The sequence below is a fragment of the Maribacter spongiicola genome, assembly GCF_052119685.1.
Taxonomy (GTDB): domain Bacteria; phylum Bacteroidota; class Bacteroidia; order Flavobacteriales; family Flavobacteriaceae; genus Maribacter; species Maribacter spongiicola_A.
Map to the genome: position 1 here is coordinate 101,302 of NZ_JBGQOO010000013.1, position 18,398 is coordinate 119,699.

The following is an 18,398-nucleotide window of genomic DNA, read 5'->3' on the forward strand; positions in this document are numbered from 1 at the left end:
TATTTACTTTTGCAGACAGATCCAAATTAAACAATGAAAGACTTATTTGAAAGAATTTTAGCGAATAAAGGCCCTTTAGGCAAATGGGCTTCACAAGCAGAGGGATATTTTGTTTTCCCAAAATTGGAAGGTCCTATTTCTAATAGAATGAAATTTCAGGGGAAAGATGTGATTACCTGGAGTATCAATGATTATTTAGGCTTGGCAAATCTTCCTGAAATTAAAAAGATTGATGGCGAGGCTGCTGCCGAATATGGTGCTGCTTACCCAATGGGAGCTAGGATGATGAGTGGTCATACTGAGTTTCATGAGCAACTAGAGCAAGAATGTGCTGCTTTTGTACAAAAAGAAGCTGCATATTTATTAAACTTTGGTTATCAGGGAATCATGTCGTGTATCGACGCTTTGGTAGGTAAAGACGATATTATCGTTTATGATGTAGATTCTCATGCATGTATTATTGATGGTGTACGTCTGCATATGGGTAAACGTTTTACGTTTAAGCATAATGACATTGAGAGTTTAGAGTTGAACTTGGAACGTGCCACTAAAATGGCAGAACAAACAGGTGGAGGAATTTTGGTTATTTCTGAAGGTGTTTTTGGAATGCGTGGTGAGCAAGGAAAATTAAAAGAAATTGTTGCTCTTAAGAAAAAATTTACTTTCCGATTATTGGTTGATGATGCGCATGGTTTCGGTACGTTAGGTAAGACTGGTGCTGGAGCAGGCGAGGAGCAAGGTGTTCAAGACGATATTGATGTATATTTTGCAACTTTTGCTAAATCAATGGCAAGTATTGGTGCTTTCTTAGCAGCAGATCAAGGTATTATTGATTATTTGAAGTATAATTTACGATCACAAATGTTCGCTAAATCATTACCAATGGTTTATGTAAAAGGAGCATTAAAGCGATTAGATATGTTACGTACCCAACCAGAGCTTAAAGCTAAACTTTGGGAAAATGTAAATGCGTTGCAAAACGGATTAAAGGAGAAAGGTTTTGATATTGGTTCAACTACTAGTTGTGTTACGCCAGTTTATCTTAATGGTAGTATTCCTGAGGCAATGGCGTTAGTAAAAGATTTACGTGAAAATCATGGTATTTTTTGTTCTATCGTTGTTTACCCGGTTATACCTAAGGGATTAATTCTATTACGTTTAATACCGACCGCTTCGCATACATTACAAGATGTAGAAGAGACGCTAACAGCTTTCTCTGCAATTCGTGAGCGTTTAGAAAATGGTACTTATAAAAGATTGTCTGCAGCAGTAGCTGCCGCAATGGGAGAATAATATCTCATTAATTTATATTAATAAAGCCCGAAATCATTTGATTTTGGGCTTTTTTCTTTTGTCTTTTTTTAGAGAGATTTTCTATAAGTTCTTCTACGTTTATATACTACTGGGTCAAAATGTTTCCACATTTGCTTAATAGCCAAGTTTTCTTCAAGTTCGGGAGTTCTGTAGCACATGTCAATGCCTTTTTCATTAAATGTTTTATGGTATTCATTGAATATAACAGCGGTAACACCTTTATTTTGATATTCGGGGTCTATGCCTATCAAATAGAAAATAACATCTTTACTATTCTTTTTAGCTTTTAGCAAATGGAACAATCCAAAGGGGAATAACTTTCCTTTTGCTTTTTGCAATGCTTCTGAAAATGAAGGCATAACAATAGCAAAGGCAATTAGTTTATCATCTTTATCTTTCACAAACTTTATATATTCAGGATTTATAAAGCTGATATATTTTTTTTTGAAGTATGCTTTCTGTATTTCTGTAATTGGCACAAATGAAGAAAGCTTAGCATACGTTGCATTAAAAAGATCGAACATTTCGTCTGCCATAGGCATCACTTCTTTTGTCTTGGTGAAATTGACTTCTTTAAGTCCGTAGCGTTTTTTTACCAAATCATTCAACCTGCTAAACAAAGCAGGATCGGCATTTTTTGCAGGAAATTTATTTTCCATGTATTCCTTCTCCTTTACAAAACCTAAATTCTCATAATGATCTTTATAGTAGGCGTGATTGTACCAGGTAATCATAGTGCCAATGTGGTCAAAACCTTCTATTAAAACACCTACTTTGTCTAAATTAGAAAAGCCTACTGGGCCTTCCATATATTCTAGATTATGCTCTTTGCCAATTTGGGCTACTTTATCTAAAAGTGCTTTTGAAACTGCTGGGTCATCAACAAAATCGAACCAGCCGAAACGCATTTTTTTTACATTCTGTTGATTAATTTCTAGGTGATTGATTACTGCTGCTACACGACCAACTATTTTTTCATCGTCTTTAGCAAGAAAAAACCAAGCTTCGGCATCTTTAAAAACGGGATTCTTGTCTTTATCAAAACTCTCTAATTCGTCATTGATAATAGGCGGAACCCAATATTTATTGTCTTTATATAAAGAAAACGGAAAAGTTACAAAGCGCTTTAAGTCTTGCTTTGATTTTGCTTCATGTAGTGTGATCATTGAACTTCTTTAGAAGTGCCAATATTAGTGATATTAATCTACAATGTAAAGTGGTAAAGCCTGAAAAATGAGATGCGTTGCAGCGAATTAGAAGTCTATCTCGCCACTATCCTTCTTTTTTTTCTTTTCGGCTTTCTTTAATTTTTTAAGTTGCTTTTTAGAAGGACCAAGGTCAATATCTTCGGCGCCGTTACCTTGCTCTTTATTCTCCTTCTTTTTCTTTTTCATTGCCTTCTTGTCAATCGCTCCTCCATTTTGGTCAGCTTCTTGATCTTCAATGGGTTTAAGAGTGTCTTTATGAAAGTCCATTCTATATGAACCACCAAATCCGAAGAAAATACGGGATGGGGTGTTTTTTAAGCTAGCACCCATATTAAAGTCTAAATGTAGATTTTCTTTAAGTAAATGCGCTATACCACCACGTATCAATAAATCGGCGTAGCGATCGCTTTGTATGCCTTGGTGTTCAACGAACACACTCCATTTAGGGTTTCTAAAAGCGTGCGATAATGAGATGGTATAACTTAATTCTGGGTCATCTGTAGTTATGCGGTCATATGCCGTATTAGTGATCAACACAAACCTTGGGGTAATTCTGCTTTGGGTAGCAATCATACCTCGGTATGATATTGTTGGTTCACCGATGTAAAATGGGTTATCGCCAAGTACAAAGTTTGCTCCACCGTAAAGTGATACCGCAGGTAAAAGGTTTTTTAATTGAAATTTATTGTTTGCTCGCCAGCTATAAAGATTAGGCTTATTTGCTTCAGGATTTTTAAAGGGATCATAAACAAGAAATTTCAATCCCAATCTATTTCTAGAGAAATCTCTTCGTTTGCCTAACAGGTCAAAATTAGAAAATGTTATATTTTGATCTTGAAAAGTGCCTTCGTAATTCAGTTCTAGTTTTTCGAATAATAATCCGTATCGCAATGAAATATCTGTTCCCCAAATATCTGATTGGGTATTTAAAAGGGTATGGTCTCGTTGTTCGTAAAACAAACCCATTTCTGCTTGAACAACATTTTTACCTACGGCATAGGCACTGACCGATACGCCAGGTCTATTAGAATTTATTACATCTGTATATTGAGAGATGGCTACCAATGGTAGAAGAAAAAGTATGCTTAATACGTATTGATATGATTTAGAGTAGGCAAAAAGACTATTCATGAACACGATTTTATAATTATTTTAATAGTATGATTCTTTATATACAACGTGATAATTGTATTTTTGATATATCTTAAGTAAGAATAAATGGCTTTTTTAAAAACTATATTAATTATTCTTTTGGTGTATTACTTGCTAAAATTTTTGGCAAAGTTATTTGCGCCGAAAATATTAAACTACGCTGCCAAGAAAACAGAATCTCATTTTAGAGAAGCTTTTGATAATCAACGACCTTTTAACCAAGAGGAAGAAAAAAGTGTAATTATCAATAAAAAACCATCTCGAAAAAAGAACGATTCTGAAAAAGTAGGTGAATACATTGATTTTGAAGAGCTAGACTAGTTATCTTTGTCAAAACACTACTTATTTAGCAAATGAAGCAAGGCTTAAAATTCTTTTTCATCCATTTTTTTGTTGTCGTATTTTTTATCATAGCTGCATTAGCATATTTCAGCCCAGTACTACAGGGTAAAGTAATGTACCAGCATGATATTGCCCAATATACGGGTATGGCAAAGGAGCAGAACGATTTTAGAAAATCTACTGACCAAGAACCATATTGGACCAACAGTGCTTTTGGCGGTATGCCAACGTATCAATTAGGGGCGAATTATCCACATAACTACATTAAAAAATTAGATAAGGTTATTCGGTTTTTACCAAGACCTGCAGATTATCTGTTCTTATATTTCATAGGTTTTTATATTCTACTTTGTTGTTTGAAAGTAGATTATAGACTAGCAATTGTAGGGGCTTTGGCATTTGGTTTTTCTACATACCTTATTATTATATTGGGGGCAGGGCATAATGCTAAGGCGCATGCCGTCGCCTACTTACCTGTTCTTTTAGCAGGTATCGTGCTCGTTTTTAGAAAAAAATATCTTTGGGGTTTTGTTTTGACAGCCTTAGCAATGGCTCTCGAAATTACTGCGAACCATTATCAAATGACCTATTATTTTATGCTACTTATTCTCATTTTAGGGATAGTGTATTTGATATATGCCATAAGAGATAAGCAGTTAAAACACTTCTTTACATCTGTTGGTATTTTATTATTAGCTGTTACTTTAGGTATTGCGGCCAATGCTACAGGACTAATGGCTACTAAAGAGTATGCCGATTGGAGTACACGGGGTAAAAGTGAATTGACCATAAACCCAGATGGATCGCCAAAAGAAGATACTGGCGGATTGAGCAAAGCTTATATTACTAATTGGAGTTACGGTATTACAGAATCATTGAACTTATTTGTACCAAGACTTTTTGGTGGCGCAAGTCAAGAGAATTTGGGTGAGAATTCTAAATCTTATAATTATTTAATCGATAAGGGCTTGGCTAGAACAAGTGCTTTAGATTTCGTAAGCGGTTTACCATTGTATTGGGGCGAACAACCTGGTACATCAGGTCCGGCGTATTTAGGTGCGGTTATATTTTTCCTATTTATTTTAGGATTGTTCTTGGTGAAAGGAAAACATAAATGGTGGCTTCTTTTTGGGTCACTTATGTCATTAGTGTTATCGTGGGGTAAAAACTTTAGTGCATTAACTGATTTTATGATCGACTATTTTCCGCTGTATGATAAATTTAGAGCGGTGTCATCTATTCAAATTGTACTAGAACTTTGTGTGCCAGTGTTGGCAATTTTAGCATTAAATAAATTATTTAAGGATAAAGTTCCGCAAGCCGATAAAATTAAATCACTAACTATTGCGGCAGCGATTATTTTAGGGTTAGGTATTGTTTTATTCATATTTAAAGGAGCTTTCCACTTTGTTGGTGTCAATGATGATAATCTTAGAATGACCGGTTTAGAAGAATTACCAGAAATGCTTCGCTTAGATCGTAAAAGTGTTTACACGAGCGATTTGTTGCGTTCTTTGGCTTTTGCACTTGGTACAGCATTATTGATTTGGTTGTATTTAAAAGAGAAATTGAAAATGAATCTTTTAATAATTGCTATTGGTTTATTAGTAATTGTCGATTTGGTAGGGATCGATTTACGGTATGTTAACAATGATAATTTTGTATCTAAACGTAAAATGTTAGAGCCTTTTCAAGAAACTACAGCTGACAAAATTATCGCTAAAGATAACGGAGTATATCGGGTTTTTGATCAAACCGATGGATTCGATTCTGCTAAAACAGCTTATTTCCATCAGAGTATAACTGGTTACCATGCAGCGAAACCCGCTGGTATGCAAGACTTATTTAATTTTCATGTCTATAATGGCAACTTGTCCGTGTTGAATATGATGAACATTAAATATGTGATCAGACAAGATCAAGATGGCAATTCTTTTCCTATAGAAAATCCGAATGCAAATGGCAATGCTTGGTTTGTTTCTCAATTACAACCTGTTGCCAATGCCGATGAAGAGATTATGGCTTTAGATAGTTTAGCTACTAAAAATGTAGCAGTTTTTAATGCCACTAATTTTAAAAAGATAGCGCCTTTAAATTATCAAGTTGATTCTACGGCTTCAATCACCCTTATTGATTATGAGCCTAATCATTTAACGTATACTTCTAAAAACAGTAATGAAGGCGTAGCTGTATTTTCAGAGATGTATTATAAAAATGGGTGGAATGCTTATATCGACGGAAAAGAAAGCGATTACTTTAAAGTTAATTACGTATTAAGAGCCTTAAAAATACCTTCAGGTGAGCATAAGATCGAGTTTAAATTTGAGCCGGATGTAGTTGTAATAGGTAGTAAAATTACATTAGCGAGTACTATTTTATTAGGTCTTGTTATTGTTGGCGGATTCGGATTTTCTTTTTGGAGGTCTAAAAAAGAAGAAGAAGCATAATGAGAAAGGTACTGGTCATTACTTATTATTGGCCACCCGCTGGCGGACCGGGAGTTCAACGTTGGTTAAAATTCGTAAAATACCTTAGAGATTTTGGTGTTGAACCGGTGTTGTATATTCCTGAGAATCCTCATTACCCTTTGTTAGATGAGTCTTTTGTGAACGATATTCCAAAAGATTTAATAATTTACAGACATAAAATTAAAGAGCCTTACCGAATTGCCTCATTATTTTCTAGCAAGAAAACCAAACGTATTAGCTCAGGTATTATTCAATCTAAAAATCAATCTGGTCTAGAAAAGATATTACTTTGGATTCGTGGGAATCTATTTATACCTGATGCCCGTAAATTTTGGGTTAAACCATCGGTTAGTTTTTTGAAAGGCGTTTTAGAAAAAGAGGGGATAGATACCATAATTACTACGGGCCCTCCACACAGTGTACATTTAATAGGATACTATTTAAAGCAAGCAAAATCATTAAAGTGGATTGCCGATTTTCGTGATCCATGGACAACCATAGGCTACCATAAAAAACTAAAATTAACATCCTCTTCAGAAAAGAAACATAAAAAACTAGAGTCTGATGTTTTAAATACTGCCGATAAAATTATTGTTACCAGTACTACAACCAAGCAAGAGTTTCAGCAAATTACTAGTCAGCCGATACAAGTAATTACAAACGGTTATGATGGTGGTGTGTCAACACAGGTAGAACTTGATACTAAATTTACCATATCTCATATCGGGTCATTGTTAAGTGGTAGAAACCCACTAAAGCTGTGGAAGGTATTATTTGAATTAATAACAGATAATTCAAGTTTTAAAGAAGCGCTTTGTATACAGTTTATTGGTGTGGTAAGTGATGAAATTTTGTCCTCAATTGACGAAATGGGCTTGAAAGATTATATTGAGATTTTAGGTTATGTTTCTAATGAAAAGGCATTAACCTATCAAAAATCATCGCAGGTTTTGTTATTGGTAGAAATAGACTCTCAAGATACCATTGGTATCATACCTGGTAAGTTATTTGAATATATGGCCGCAAAACGCCCCATATTAGGTGTAGGACCAAAAAATTGGGAAGTTGGTAAAATTGTAGAACAAACTAAAACCGGATATATTTTTGAGCATTCTGATGACATTGCTTTGAAAAACGTACTTTTAAATTGGTTTGAACTGTTTCAAAGTAACGAGCTACAAATATCTTCTAATACTATTGAGGAATATAGTAGAAAAGAGCTCACCCGAAAATTAGTCGAATATATTTAATGGGCATTGTACTAAAACAATCGTTGAACAATACTATTGTAACCTATGTGGGTTTTGCAATAGGTGCTATCAATACCTTGTTTTTGTACACAAATTTTATGCAACCAGATAACTACGGACTCATACAGGTAATCTTGTCGGTCTCTGCTGTGTTAATGCCTGTTTTGGCATTTGGTGTACCGAACAGTTTGGTTAAATTTTACTCTAGTTTTAAAAGTGAAGATAACCAAAATTCGTTTTTGACACTTATGTTGCTGCTTCCTTTAGCACTCATTATTCCTATTGCTGCTCTCAGTTATGTGGCTAATGAAGCCATTGGAAATTTGCTTTCAAAACAAAATGATATCGTTCGTGACTTTGTGTGGCATATTTTTCTAATTGGTTTTGCTATGGCATATTTTGAAGTCTTTTATGCTTGGGCGCGTATAAAGATGAAATCTATGTTCGGCAATTTTATGAAAGAATTGTTCTGCAGAATAGGGCAAACTGCATTGTTGATTTTGCTATGGATGAAGATTATTGATATTGAATTCTTTATTAATGCTTTAGTCGGGTTTTATTTAGTGCGAGCCCTTATTATGAAATTTTACGCATACAAAATTCGCAAGCCGATATTAAATTTCACCTTATTAAAAAACTGGAAGACTATTGTAAATTATAGCGGCTTGATTATTCTTGGTGGTTCTACAGCTATTGTGCTTATGGAGGTCGATAAAGTGATGTTGAATAATTTTCTAGAACTAGAGAATGTGGCGTTTTATGCTGTTGCTGGTTTTATTGCTTCAACCATTGCAGTGCCATCGAGAGCTATGCATCAAATTACATATCCTTTAACGGCGAACTATTTAAATAATAATGATAAACCAGCATTAGCACAGTTGTATCAAAAAAGTTCGTTGACGCTTTTTATTGTTTCTGGTATTTTGTTTCTATTGATTTTGCTCAATTTAAATGAGCTATATCAATTATTACCCGAAAAATATTCTGGCGGATTCATGATTGTGTTTTGGGTAGGTCTGGCTAAAGTATATGATGCTCTTCTAGGAAATAATAATTCTATACTGTTTAATTCTGATTACTACCGCTCAATTTTGTTTTTCGGGGTACTGCTGGCTTTTTTAGCTATTGCGTTTAACCTTTGGTTAATTCCAACTTACGGTATTGATGGTGCCGCTATTGCTAGTTTTAGTGCATTTTTCATCTATAATACCTTAAAAATTGGGTATGTAAAATCAAAATTTAAAATGCTACCGTTTACGAGAGAGACGCTTCAAGTGTTGTTATTATTGATAGGTATTGCAGTAATTTTTTCTATAGTTTCATTTCCCTTTCACCCAATTGTAAACATTATTTTAAAAAGTATATTGATGATTTTCTGCTATGTCGTTGTACTCTATCGTTTTAAAATATCTGAAGATGTATATGGCTTTCTAAGCAAATTTTTAAAACGCTAATTACATTTGGTTTGCAACCTTTCTACTTGGTTTCTGAATACCATATTGCTGCTTATACATTTTTACGATAATTAAAAATAGATTGATAATTAACGGACCGAAAATCAATCCTACAAATCCAAATAACGGTATACCAATTAAAACGCCTATTAAGGTAACCAACGGGTGAGTGCTATCTAATTTCTTAAGTACAAATAATCGAATAACGTTATCGGTCATACCTACAACTAAGATTCCGTAAAGTAGAATTCCCCATGCTTGAAAATCATCTCCGCTTGCGAGACTCAAAACAAACACCGGAAAAATGCCTATGAAAGTGCCTATAAATGGAATCATAGATCCAACGGTAACAATTACAAACCAAAATAACGGATTGTCTACCCCGAATATAAAAAAACCAATTAACGCTATAAAACCTTGAGCGACTGCCACCAAGGGTATTGCTATGGCATTTGAACGTACTACGCTATCAATCTCTTTGCCTAAAGTTATAAGGTTCTTATTGCTTAAAGGAATGTACTCTAAAAGTGAATCTTTCAATTGTTTCGGACTTTTTAGCATATAATAAAGCAGAAATAATAAAATACCGAGAGAAATAAGAATATTGAATGTACCGCTTGCAAAACCAGAAAGGTTATCTGTTAACCAACCCGATGCTTGTTCTGGATCGATGGCAGAAGAAATATCATATTGAACATACTTCTCTATTTGAAATAATTGATCTTTAAAGGCTTTGGTAACTTGTTCAGATTTATCGGCAAAATCTCCCAATTGTGAACTTAGCATGAAACCAGCGCCGGTCAATGGAATAAAAATACCAACAAATGCAGCTAAAATTAGAAGCATCGCTGCCCATGATCTTTTTAATCCTTTATTAATTAATTTGAGCATCGATTTTCTAAGCACAACATATAATGTCAGCGCACCAAGTACCCCAGAGATATATGGTAACATATATTTTATAATGACCCCACCTAGAAAAACAATCAATGCTAGTATAATAAGCTGTCTAAGAATTTTATGGTTGATTTTTTTCATAAAGGTATTTTGAAGGGAATTTTAGAATTGGACGAAAATTAGGTTTATATACTTAGGGTGATTAACTCACTTGGGTATATTAGTAGTCCAAAAATAAATCTTGTAGATTTCTGTGAAATACTGATTAACTTTAGGGCGTAATGCAATTAAAAGAAACCCACATTTCGAAAAAGAATACAACCCCTGTAAGGTTACAAGAATATGGAGTAGGGGTATTTCAACAGATTTCTACGAAATCGGCTTTAAAAAAAGCGATAAAGAAGAATTTACTATTAGTAAATGGTTCAATTGCTACAACGGCTACATTAATTGCGGGTGGTGAGGTGATTGAGTATCACCATCCACTAGAAAAAGAAACGAAAACGCGTTTGTTATTAAAGCTAGAGGTAGTATACGAAGATGATTTTATTGCTATAATTAATAAACCAGCAGGAATTTTAGTAAGCGGTAACAATTTTAAAACTATTGCTAATGCGCTTCCCCAAAATTTAAAAATGAGTTCTGCTGAAGATGCTGTTAGTCCCAAACCTTGTCATCGTTTAGATTATGCTACTACAGGCTTACTTTTGGTAGGCAAAACAAGTACTTCTATTATGAAGTTGAACCAGTTATTTGAACGTAAAGCAATTGAGAAAATATACTATGCAGTAACTATGGGTGCTATGAAAGAGGCTGGCCAAATTGATTTACCTATTGATGATAAGCCGGCAAGTTCATCATATCAAGTATTACAAAGTGTTGTCTCTGAGCGTTTTTCATTTTTGAATTTGGTTAAACTGAGTCCGCATACAGGTAGAAGACATCAACTAAGAAAACATTTATTTTCTATTGGGAATCCTATTTTGGGGGATGCTACCTATATTTTGGAGGGATTACAATTAAAAGGGAAAGGTCTGTATTTACATGCGAATTCGCTTTGGTTTCAACATCCTATTACAAATGAAGAAATGCATGTATCATCTCATCTACCTAAAAAGTTCAAGAAACTATTTCCTGATACTATTTAGAATCGCTAATAAAAAAAGCGCCGCAGTGCATTTAATCACTGCGGCGCTTTACAACTAACCAACCTAAAAACTTATTTTAATTTCTTCTACTGCTTCTTGAATCTGTACTAGTTCTAGAGCTTGAACTTCTTGAAGGAGCTTTGCTTACCGACCTAGAGCTTGAACTTCTGCTTACAGTACTTCTAGATGGACTCTGTGTCGCTTTTCTAGCTACAGTGCTGCTTCGTTGAGTACTTGTCTTCGTTACAGTTCTAGTGTTCGCACTTCTGCCAGCAGGTTTGTTATACGTAGTGGTACTTCTTTTTACAGTTGTACTTCTTGGTGTACTAGTTACTTCTCTTTTAGTAACTGTTCTACTTGGTGTACTACGTACTGCTGAGTTATTACTTCTCTTTACCGTACTATTATTCGATGAACTTCTAGTAGCTGTTCTATTTTGAGCAGTTCTACCACTATTGGTATTGCTACGTTTTACAGTAGTTGATCTATTTACAGTTGAGTTTGTATTGTTAGACGCTAAACTTCTGTTGGTTCTTAAACCGTTATCTCTTTTTGCAACACTTCTATTACTTCTGTAATCGTTATTTCGTGCTGCAACTCGTTTATCATTTCTGTAAATGGTAGATCTGTTATTTCTAGCATTGTCATATCTATGTTGTCTACCGATATTTACATAAGCCTTTCTATAATTGTTTCTGTATGGGCTGTAGTAAGAATATCTTACAGGTGTATAATACCTTCTGTAAGGGGTAGTGTATACAAAGCTAAAGCCAACTGCAGGTCTTACAAACCATTGGTGAAATGGGCGGTATACATAATTTCTGTTATATACATTGATATACCCTGTGTGGTAATCATAGAAACCGCGGTTGTTGTAAAACACATTCATATTACCTACACTGCGTACTCTATTGTTTGAGTAATTAATATTTACATCACCAATATTACTAACACGACCATAATAGTCATAATAGATAGGCACATTTTCTACTTGAATTACTGCACCATAATCATCGTATTGAGCAAACGGACTATAATCATAACCAGAGTTGAAGGTTACACCATTTTTGCGTCCTGAAACTTGATTTTCAATATAAAAATCAAATTCTCCATCGGGATAAACAGAAAATGTAATTCCGTTTTCTATAAAAATAAATGAGTTGTCGTATCGATAAGTATTGCTGTTGGCAACCTTATCTTCACTAATACCTGTAGCGAAAACACCTGTGGTGCTAAAAATCATCGCTGAAAAAAGGAGTATAAAGTTCTTCATAATATAAGGTTTAAATCTGCCCCTTAGGCAGTTGTTCTAAATGTAATTATTTACATTCTCTTAGTACATTACAAACAGCGTGCCAAAAAACAAAACCTTTGATTATATAACTGATAATCAAAGGTTTAAATATAAAACTGATATTCTTTTTTGAGATTTTCTAATTTAATTTTTCTTTTAAATAGCTAGCGGTATACGATTTTTTATTTTTTGCAACCTCTTCTGGCGTGCCTTCAGCAAGTAATTGTCCGCCATTTTCACCACCACCTGGTCCGAGGTCAATTAGGTAATCGGCACATTTTATAAGTTCGATGTTGTGCTCGATAACCACAATAGAGTGTCCTTTTTTAATAAGGGCATTAAATGATTTCAATAATTTTTGAATATCGTGAAAGTGTAATCCGGTGGTTGGCTCATCAAAAATGAACAGTGCTTTATCTTTCGTGCTTCCTTTAATTAAGAATGATGCCAGTTTAATACGTTGTGCTTCACCACCAGATAGGGTAGAAGATGACTGACCTAAAGTTACGTATCCTAAACCTACATCTTGTAATGGTTTTAATTTGGTAACAATTTTAGTCTGCTCTCCGGTTTCAAAAAACTGAATAGCATCGTCGATGGTCATATTAAGAACATCATCTATATTGGCATTATTGAAAGTAACTTCTAATACTTCTTTTTTAAATCTTTTACCTCCACAAGTTTCGCACTCTAAATGCACATCGGCCATAAACTGCATTTCTACCGTAATTTCACCTTCGCCTTTACATTTCTCGCATCGACCGCCATCAACATTAAATGAAAAATGTTTCGCTTGGTAATTTCTGATTTTACTTAATTTTTGATTGGCATATAGATTTCTAATATCATCATATGCCTTTATATAGGTAACAGGGTTAGACCTTGATGACCTACCGATAGGGTTTTGATCAACAAATTCTACATGTTTTATATGATTGTATTTGCCATCTACCGATGTATGCTGACCAGCTTTTTCTCCGTAGCCACCAGTTTCTTTTAATATAATAGGATACAGTAATTTCTTCACCAAGGTACTTTTGCCACTACCGGATACTCCTGTAACCACAGTAAGCATATCTAGCGGAAATGTGACATTGATATTTTTAAGGTTATGCTCCCGAACACCTTTAATAGTTATGTAATTTTTAGAAGTTCTACGTTCTTTCGGAACTTTTATCTCCATTGTACCGTTCAAATACTGTGCGGTAAGAGATTTAGATTTCAGAATTTCACTTAAAGTACCTTGCGCCACAACCTCACCACCATGTGTACCAGCTTCAGGACCTATATCGATGACCATATCGGCAGCTTTCATAATGTCTTCATCATGTTCGACCACTATTACGGTGTTGCCTAAGTTTCGCAACGATATTAAAACTTCTATTAAATTTTCGGTATCTCTCGGGTGTAAACCAATACTGGGCTCATCTAAAATGTACATAGAACCCACCAAGCTACTGCCTAATGAGGTCGCTAGATTTATTCGCTGACTTTCACCACCAGATAATGTGTTCGATTTTCTATTTATGGTCAAGTAGTTTAGTCCTACTTTATTTAAGAAGCCTAATCTGGTATTTATTTCAACTAAAAGTCTCTTCGCAATTGTAGCATCATTTTCATTTAATTGAAGCTCATTAAAGAAAACGATCAATTTTTCAATAGAAAGACCTACTAACGATGAAATAGATGCTCCGCCAACTTTTACGTAATCGGTTTCTGGGCGTAGACGTTTTCCGTTACACACATTACATTTTGTTTTGCCTCTATATCTAGAGAGCATCACTCTATTCTGTATCTTATAACTTTTCTCTTCTAACATTCCGAAGAACTTATGAAGACCTATAAAATATGCATTACCGTCCCATACCAATTGTCGTTGGGCCTCAGAAAGTTCAAACCAAGGCTTGTGGATAGGAAAATCGAACTTGTAAGCAGAGTTTACCAATTGATCTCTGTAGAAACTCATACTCTCACCTCTCCATGCGAAAATTGCATTCTCAAATACAGATAATGCTGTATTAGGCACTACTAAATCTTCATCTATACCTATTACATCACCATAACCTTCACATTTTGGGCATGCTCCATAGGGGTTGTTGAAACTAAATAGGTGAACATTAGGCTCAAGAAAGGTTAAGCCATCCAGCTCAAACTTATTACTGAAAGGCGTTTGTTTACCGTCTGCCAATTCTTCAATACTACATTCGCCCTTACCTTCAAAGAAAGCAGTATCAACTGCATTCGCTAAACGATTATAAAAATCTTCATCTTCTTTTGTAATAATTCGATCTATCACCAAGTCGAACTTTTTACTAATATCTTCAGGTACCTGGTCTATTCGCAGTACTTTATTTTTATACTTAATACGTGCATACCCTTGTTTAGAAAATAACTCTAAAGACTTTAAAGCATCTCGATCATCACGAATTGTAATAGGGGCTAAAAGCAATAGTTTTGCACCTTCAGCATAAGTTTTTACATGATTTACGACATCGGTTACGGTATGTTTTCTTACTTCTTTACCAGAAATAGGAGAGAAGGTCTTACCGATACGGGCATATAATAATTTTATATAATCATAAATCTCGGTGGTCGTACCAACCGTAGATCTAGGGTTAGTAGAGTTTACTTTTTGCTCTATGGCAATTGCCGGTGCAATACCTTTTATATAATCGACCTTTGGTTTATCGAGTTTACCTAAGAACTGCCTTGCATACGAAGAAAGACTTTCTACATATCGTCTTTGACCTTCGGCATATAAGGTGTCAAAAGCTAAGCTAGATTTACCAGAACCAGATAAACCTGTAATTACTACAAGTTTATTTCTAGGGATTGCAACATCTATATTTTTAAGGTTATGCAGTTTTGCACCTTTAATTATAATGTTTTCTTTCGGATTTACTTCGGAGAGTGTAGGCATACAAATATCTAAGGATACAAAGATACGCTTTGACTTATTTCTGAACTAAAAAATGCCAGTTATCTAAAAATAGTAGAAGAAACTTTCACATTTTTATAAGAGTATTTATTTTTTTATATCTTTGGGATCTTATAAAAATTCAATTAGCCTATAACGCAACATTACTTTTAAAAGTTAGAATTTAACCACAAGACCCTTATTCATTAGAATTTGGGGCTGCATTTTAACCCTATAAGTAACGTTATGGTAGTACAAATTGAAGATTCCCAATTAGTAAAACAATACATTCAAGGAGATGAAAGAGCGATCGAAGCCCTAATCAATCGTCATAATTCTCGTTTAACAGGTTTTATCTACTCTAAAGTAGGAGATCGCGAACTTACCGAAGACATTTTTCAAGATACATTTATGAAAGTTATACGTACCCTTAAAAAAGGTGCCTATAATGAAGAGGGTAAATTTTTACCTTGGGTTATGCGAATTGCGCATAACTTGGTAATAGATCATTTTAGAAAGCACAATAGAATGCCAATGTATAATAGTAAAGAAAGCTATAATATATTTTCATTACTTGGTGATGACAAGCTGAATGCAGAAAAGCAATTGATTAAAGAACAAATAGATTCTGATTTGCTTCGCATGATCAAAGAGCTGCCAGAAGACCAACAAGAAGTTTTAGAGATGCGTATATATAAGGATATGAGCTTTAAAGAAATTTCTGATAATACTGGTGTGAGTATTAATACTGCTCTAGGTAGAATGCGCTACGCATTAATTAACCTTAGAAAGCTGGTAGAGGCCAATAATATAGTTTTAACGAATTAATAGGTCGCAGGTCGAGTGGATCTACTATCTTCATACATGTGTCGTTCTTTAGTTGAACCTAAACAACACCTAGCATGGAAAAATTATACACGAAAGACCAGAATAAGACCAAATTAGTACAAGCAAAACCAGAAACAATTCAGTTTTTGCTTTCTTATTCTAAATCTTTAAACATAACAGAAGTAGACGGATTGCAGTTTGAGAGTAATTTGAACTAAAACAATCTTTACATATATATAAACCCTTAAGCAAAGCTTAAGGGTTTTTCTGTTTTAAAAGGCTTACTTCTGTTATTTGCTGTCGGTAACCACAGTTTTGCTTTTAAAGCAACCTACTTTTCTATACTGTATTATATATAGGTATAGTAATGTAGGGCTAATAATTAAGGGCATTTGTTTCTTATTCACCTTTCCTACAATTTGCCGCTGAACTTTGCGAAATACTATTTATTGTGTCGAAACCTACTTTTTCGATGTTTCACATCAAAAAAGCGCAGTTTGACAACATACTTTTTCTTACAGCTGCCCTTTTCTCTAGTTTTATATCAGAAATAAGAAACAAATCAATTAACTAACAAGATTTCCCCAGTCTTAACCAATAAAGAAAATAACTCGTATGAAACTACAAATTGAAGACTCAGAATTAGTTAAAGATTATATCAACGGTAACGAAGGTGCCCTTGAAATTTTAATTAACAGACATAATCAACGTATTACTAGTTTTATCTATTCGAAGGTTTTAGATAGGGATATTACTGAAGACATTTTTCAAGATACCTTCATTAAGGTTATTAAAACCTTAAAAAGAGGGAAGTATAGTGAAGAAGGTAAATTTTTACCTTGGGTAATGAGAATTTCTCATAACCTTATCATCGATCACTTTAGAAGAAACAAAAGAATGCCAATGTTTGAAGGTAGCGATGACTTTAATATTTTCTCTGTAATAGGTGATGATAAGTTGAATGCCGAAAAGCAATTAATAAAAAATCAAATCGATACTGATCTTAGACAATTGGTTGAAGAATTACCAGACGATCAAAAAGAAGTTCTTTTAATGCGTATTTATAAAGATATGAGTTTTAAAGAAATCTCTGAAAACACTGGGGTTAGCATTAACACTGCATTAGGTAGAATGCGTTATGCATTAATTAACCTGAGAAAAATTATAGAAAAAAACAATATCGTTCTTACCAATTAATTTGAGGTTGAAAATAGAATAAACAATATTTCCAAATTTGCTGCGTTATTTTAATGTAACAACATAGGAAGTATGGAAAAAATTTACTCTAATTACCAAGAACAGACCGGATTTAACAAAGTTTGTCCGAAGACAATAAACTTCTTATTGAGCTATTCACAGGCTTTATTTGAGTTTGAATACGAAGATTTAGAATTCGAAATATTTTTGAATTAATAAAAAAGCCCGCAATTAGCGGGCTTTTTTATTTTTATAGTAGTCGTTTAGTACTGTTTTTCTACCAATAGTTTTCGTAATAATATCTTTATCCATATCCCAGCCTCTTGCCGGTGAATATTCTCGACCATACCAGATTATTTGTAAATGAAGGTCGTTCCAAATTTCTTTAGGGAATAATCGCTTTGCATCTTTTTCAGTCTGCATCACATTTTTTCCGTTGGTAAAGCCCCATCTATATAGTAGTCTATGAATATGTGTATCTACAGGAAATGCCGGTATACCAAAAGCTTGCGATACTACAACACTTGCAGTTTTATGGCCAACAGCCGGTAATTCTTCTAAATATTCTAATTCTTTTGGTACTTGCCCATTGTGTTTATCAATTAAAATATGCGATAACCCATGTATGCCCTTGGCTTTCATTGGCGATAAACCTACAGGTTTTATAATTTCACGTATTTCTTCTACGCTTAATTTTATCATATCATACGGGTTGTCGGCTTTGGCGAATAGTAGGGGAGTAATTTTATTTACCCTTACATCGGTGCTTTGTGCCGACATTAATACTGCAATCAACAAAGTGTACGGATCTTTGTGATCTAACGGCACAGGAATTTCTGGGTATAGCTCTTGAAGTGTAGAAATTGTAAATGCTATTTTTTCGGCTTTCGTCATTAATTGTTTAATTTTGATTGCAAATATTTAAACAC

At 34.2% G+C, this 18,398-nt stretch carries 16 protein-coding genes; 10 read left to right on the forward strand and 6 right to left on the reverse strand.

Going from position 1 to position 18,398, the window contains the following annotated elements:
• The first annotated feature begins 33 nt into the window (after positions 1–33).
• The gene (locus tag ACEN2N_RS16125; protein WP_441825278.1) at positions 34–1,293 is read left to right on the forward strand and encodes an aminotransferase class I/II-fold pyridoxal phosphate-dependent enzyme; all 1,260 of its coding nucleotides are present in this window, start codon (positions 34–36) and stop codon (positions 1,291–1,293) included.
• A gap of 68 nt (positions 1,294–1,361) precedes the next feature.
• On the opposite strand, the gene ACEN2N_RS16130 is transcribed toward ACEN2N_RS16125, so the two are convergent.
• Together ACEN2N_RS16130 and ACEN2N_RS16135 are read right to left on the reverse strand one after the other, a co-directional pair.
• Positions 1,362–2,480 carry a GTP cyclohydrolase gene (locus tag ACEN2N_RS16130; RefSeq protein ID WP_441825279.1) on the reverse strand — a complete coding sequence of 373 codons (1,119 nt, stop codon included), beginning with the start codon at positions 2,478–2,480 and terminating at the stop codon, positions 1,362–1,364.
• Between the two features lie 87 nt (positions 2,481–2,567).
• Entirely contained in the window at positions 2,568–3,653 is a 1,086-nt protein-coding gene (locus ACEN2N_RS16135; RefSeq protein WP_441825280.1) for a transporter, read from the reverse strand.
• A gap of 87 nt (positions 3,654–3,740) precedes the next feature.
• On the opposite strand from ACEN2N_RS16135, the gene ACEN2N_RS16140 reads away from it, so the two are divergent.
• From ACEN2N_RS16140 to ACEN2N_RS16155, 4 genes are read left to right on the forward strand one after another with little or no spacing between them, the layout of a single operon-like run.
• Positions 3,741–3,995, forward strand: a complete 255-nt coding sequence (locus ACEN2N_RS16140) for a DUF4834 domain-containing protein (protein ID WP_441825281.1) — start codon at positions 3,741–3,743, stop codon at positions 3,993–3,995.
• 32 nt (positions 3,996–4,027) lie between these two features.
• The gene (locus ACEN2N_RS16145; protein WP_441825282.1) at positions 4,028–6,463 is read left to right on the forward strand and encodes a YfhO family protein; all 2,436 of its coding nucleotides are present in this window, start codon (positions 4,028–4,030) and stop codon (positions 6,461–6,463) included.
• Positions 6,463–7,734 carry a glycosyltransferase family 4 protein gene (locus ACEN2N_RS16150; RefSeq protein WP_441825283.1) on the forward strand — a complete coding sequence of 424 codons (1,272 nt, stop codon included), beginning with the start codon at positions 6,463–6,465 and terminating at the stop codon, positions 7,732–7,734. The genes ACEN2N_RS16145 and ACEN2N_RS16150 overlap by 1 nt, the downstream gene beginning before the upstream one ends.
• A complete protein-coding gene (locus tag ACEN2N_RS16155) occupies positions 7,734–9,188 on the forward strand; it encodes an oligosaccharide flippase family protein (protein ID WP_441825284.1) in 1,455 nt (484 codons plus the stop codon). The genes ACEN2N_RS16150 and ACEN2N_RS16155 overlap by 1 nt, the downstream gene beginning before the upstream one ends.
• On the opposite strand, the gene ACEN2N_RS16160 is transcribed toward ACEN2N_RS16155, so the two are convergent.
• A complete protein-coding gene (locus ACEN2N_RS16160) occupies positions 9,189–10,226 on the reverse strand; it encodes an AI-2E family transporter (protein WP_441825285.1) in 1,038 nt (345 codons plus the stop codon). It abuts the gene before it with no gap.
• A gap of 140 nt (positions 10,227–10,366) precedes the next feature.
• Here ACEN2N_RS16160 and ACEN2N_RS16165 point away from each other — a divergent pair, with 140 nt between their 5' ends.
• Complete coding sequence (locus ACEN2N_RS16165) at positions 10,367–11,233, forward strand: RluA family pseudouridine synthase (RefSeq protein WP_441825286.1); 867 nt, start codon at positions 10,367–10,369, stop codon at positions 11,231–11,233.
• A 76-nt stretch (positions 11,234–11,309) separates the two neighbouring features.
• Here the strand turns inward: ACEN2N_RS16165 and ACEN2N_RS16170 are convergent, their stop codons facing one another.
• The gene (locus ACEN2N_RS16170; protein ID WP_441825287.1) at positions 11,310–12,506 is read right to left on the reverse strand and encodes a hypothetical protein; all 1,197 of its coding nucleotides are present in this window, start codon (positions 12,504–12,506) and stop codon (positions 11,310–11,312) included.
• Positions 12,507–12,666: 160 nt separating this feature from the next.
• Positions 12,667–15,447, reverse strand: a complete 2,781-nt coding sequence (gene uvrA, locus ACEN2N_RS16175; protein WP_441825288.1) for an excinuclease ABC subunit UvrA — start codon at positions 15,445–15,447, stop codon at positions 12,667–12,669.
• Between the two features lie 243 nt (positions 15,448–15,690).
• On the opposite strand from uvrA, the gene ACEN2N_RS16180 reads away from it, so the two are divergent.
• From ACEN2N_RS16180 to ACEN2N_RS16195, 4 genes are all read left to right on the forward strand, one after another.
• Positions 15,691–16,272, forward strand: coding sequence for an RNA polymerase sigma factor (locus ACEN2N_RS16180; RefSeq protein ID WP_133687273.1), 582 nt, complete (start codon positions 15,691–15,693; stop codon positions 16,270–16,272).
• A gap of 74 nt (positions 16,273–16,346) precedes the next feature.
• Entirely contained in the window at positions 16,347–16,490 is a 144-nt protein-coding gene (locus tag ACEN2N_RS16185) for a hypothetical protein (protein WP_441825289.1), read from the forward strand.
• Positions 16,491–16,887: 397 nt separating this feature from the next.
• Positions 16,888–17,469 carry an RNA polymerase sigma factor gene (locus tag ACEN2N_RS16190; protein WP_058103181.1) on the forward strand — a complete coding sequence of 194 codons (582 nt, stop codon included), beginning with the start codon at positions 16,888–16,890 and terminating at the stop codon, positions 17,467–17,469.
• Positions 17,470–17,541: 72 nt separating this feature from the next.
• Positions 17,542–17,685 carry a hypothetical protein gene (locus ACEN2N_RS16195; protein WP_303599364.1) on the forward strand — a complete coding sequence of 48 codons (144 nt, stop codon included), beginning with the start codon at positions 17,542–17,544 and terminating at the stop codon, positions 17,683–17,685.
• A 15-nt stretch (positions 17,686–17,700) separates the two neighbouring features.
• On the opposite strand, the gene ACEN2N_RS16200 is transcribed toward ACEN2N_RS16195, so the two are convergent.
• A complete protein-coding gene (locus ACEN2N_RS16200) occupies positions 17,701–18,363 on the reverse strand; it encodes an endonuclease III domain-containing protein (RefSeq protein WP_441825290.1) in 663 nt (220 codons plus the stop codon).
• Positions 18,364–18,398: the final 35 nt, after the last annotated feature.

Bases quoted from the DNA above. Each gene is read 5' to 3' on its own strand.
- ACEN2N_RS16125 (WP_441825278.1), top strand. From the start codon at position 34: ATGAAAGACTTATTTGAAAGAATTTTAGCGAATAAAGGCCCTTTAGGC.
- ACEN2N_RS16130 (WP_441825279.1), bottom strand. From the start codon at position 2,480: ATGATCACACTACATGAAGCAAAATCAAAGCAAGACTTAAAGCGCTTT.
- ACEN2N_RS16135 (WP_441825280.1), bottom strand. From the start codon at position 3,653: ATGAATAGTCTTTTTGCCTACTCTAAATCATATCAATACGTATTAAGC.
- ACEN2N_RS16140 (WP_441825281.1), top strand. From the start codon at position 3,741: ATGGCTTTTTTAAAAACTATATTAATTATTCTTTTGGTGTATTACTTG.
- ACEN2N_RS16145 (WP_441825282.1), top strand. From the start codon at position 4,028: ATGAAGCAAGGCTTAAAATTCTTTTTCATCCATTTTTTTGTTGTCGTA.
- ACEN2N_RS16150 (WP_441825283.1), top strand. From the start codon at position 6,463: ATGAGAAAGGTACTGGTCATTACTTATTATTGGCCACCCGCTGGCGGA.
- ACEN2N_RS16155 (WP_441825284.1), top strand. From the start codon at position 7,734: ATGGGCATTGTACTAAAACAATCGTTGAACAATACTATTGTAACCTAT.
- ACEN2N_RS16160 (WP_441825285.1), bottom strand. From the start codon at position 10,226: ATGAAAAAAATCAACCATAAAATTCTTAGACAGCTTATTATACTAGCA.
- ACEN2N_RS16165 (WP_441825286.1), top strand. From the start codon at position 10,367: ATGCAATTAAAAGAAACCCACATTTCGAAAAAGAATACAACCCCTGTA.
- ACEN2N_RS16170 (WP_441825287.1), bottom strand. From the start codon at position 12,506: ATGAAGAACTTTATACTCCTTTTTTCAGCGATGATTTTTAGCACCACA.
- uvrA (WP_441825288.1), bottom strand. From the start codon at position 15,447: ATGCCTACACTCTCCGAAGTAAATCCGAAAGAAAACATTATAATTAAA.
- ACEN2N_RS16180 (WP_133687273.1), top strand. From the start codon at position 15,691: ATGGTAGTACAAATTGAAGATTCCCAATTAGTAAAACAATACATTCAA.
- ACEN2N_RS16185 (WP_441825289.1), top strand. From the start codon at position 16,347: ATGGAAAAATTATACACGAAAGACCAGAATAAGACCAAATTAGTACAA.
- ACEN2N_RS16190 (WP_058103181.1), top strand. From the start codon at position 16,888: ATGAAACTACAAATTGAAGACTCAGAATTAGTTAAAGATTATATCAAC.
- ACEN2N_RS16195 (WP_303599364.1), top strand. From the start codon at position 17,542: ATGGAAAAAATTTACTCTAATTACCAAGAACAGACCGGATTTAACAAA.
- ACEN2N_RS16200 (WP_441825290.1), bottom strand. From the start codon at position 18,363: ATGACGAAAGCCGAAAAAATAGCATTTACAATTTCTACACTTCAAGAG.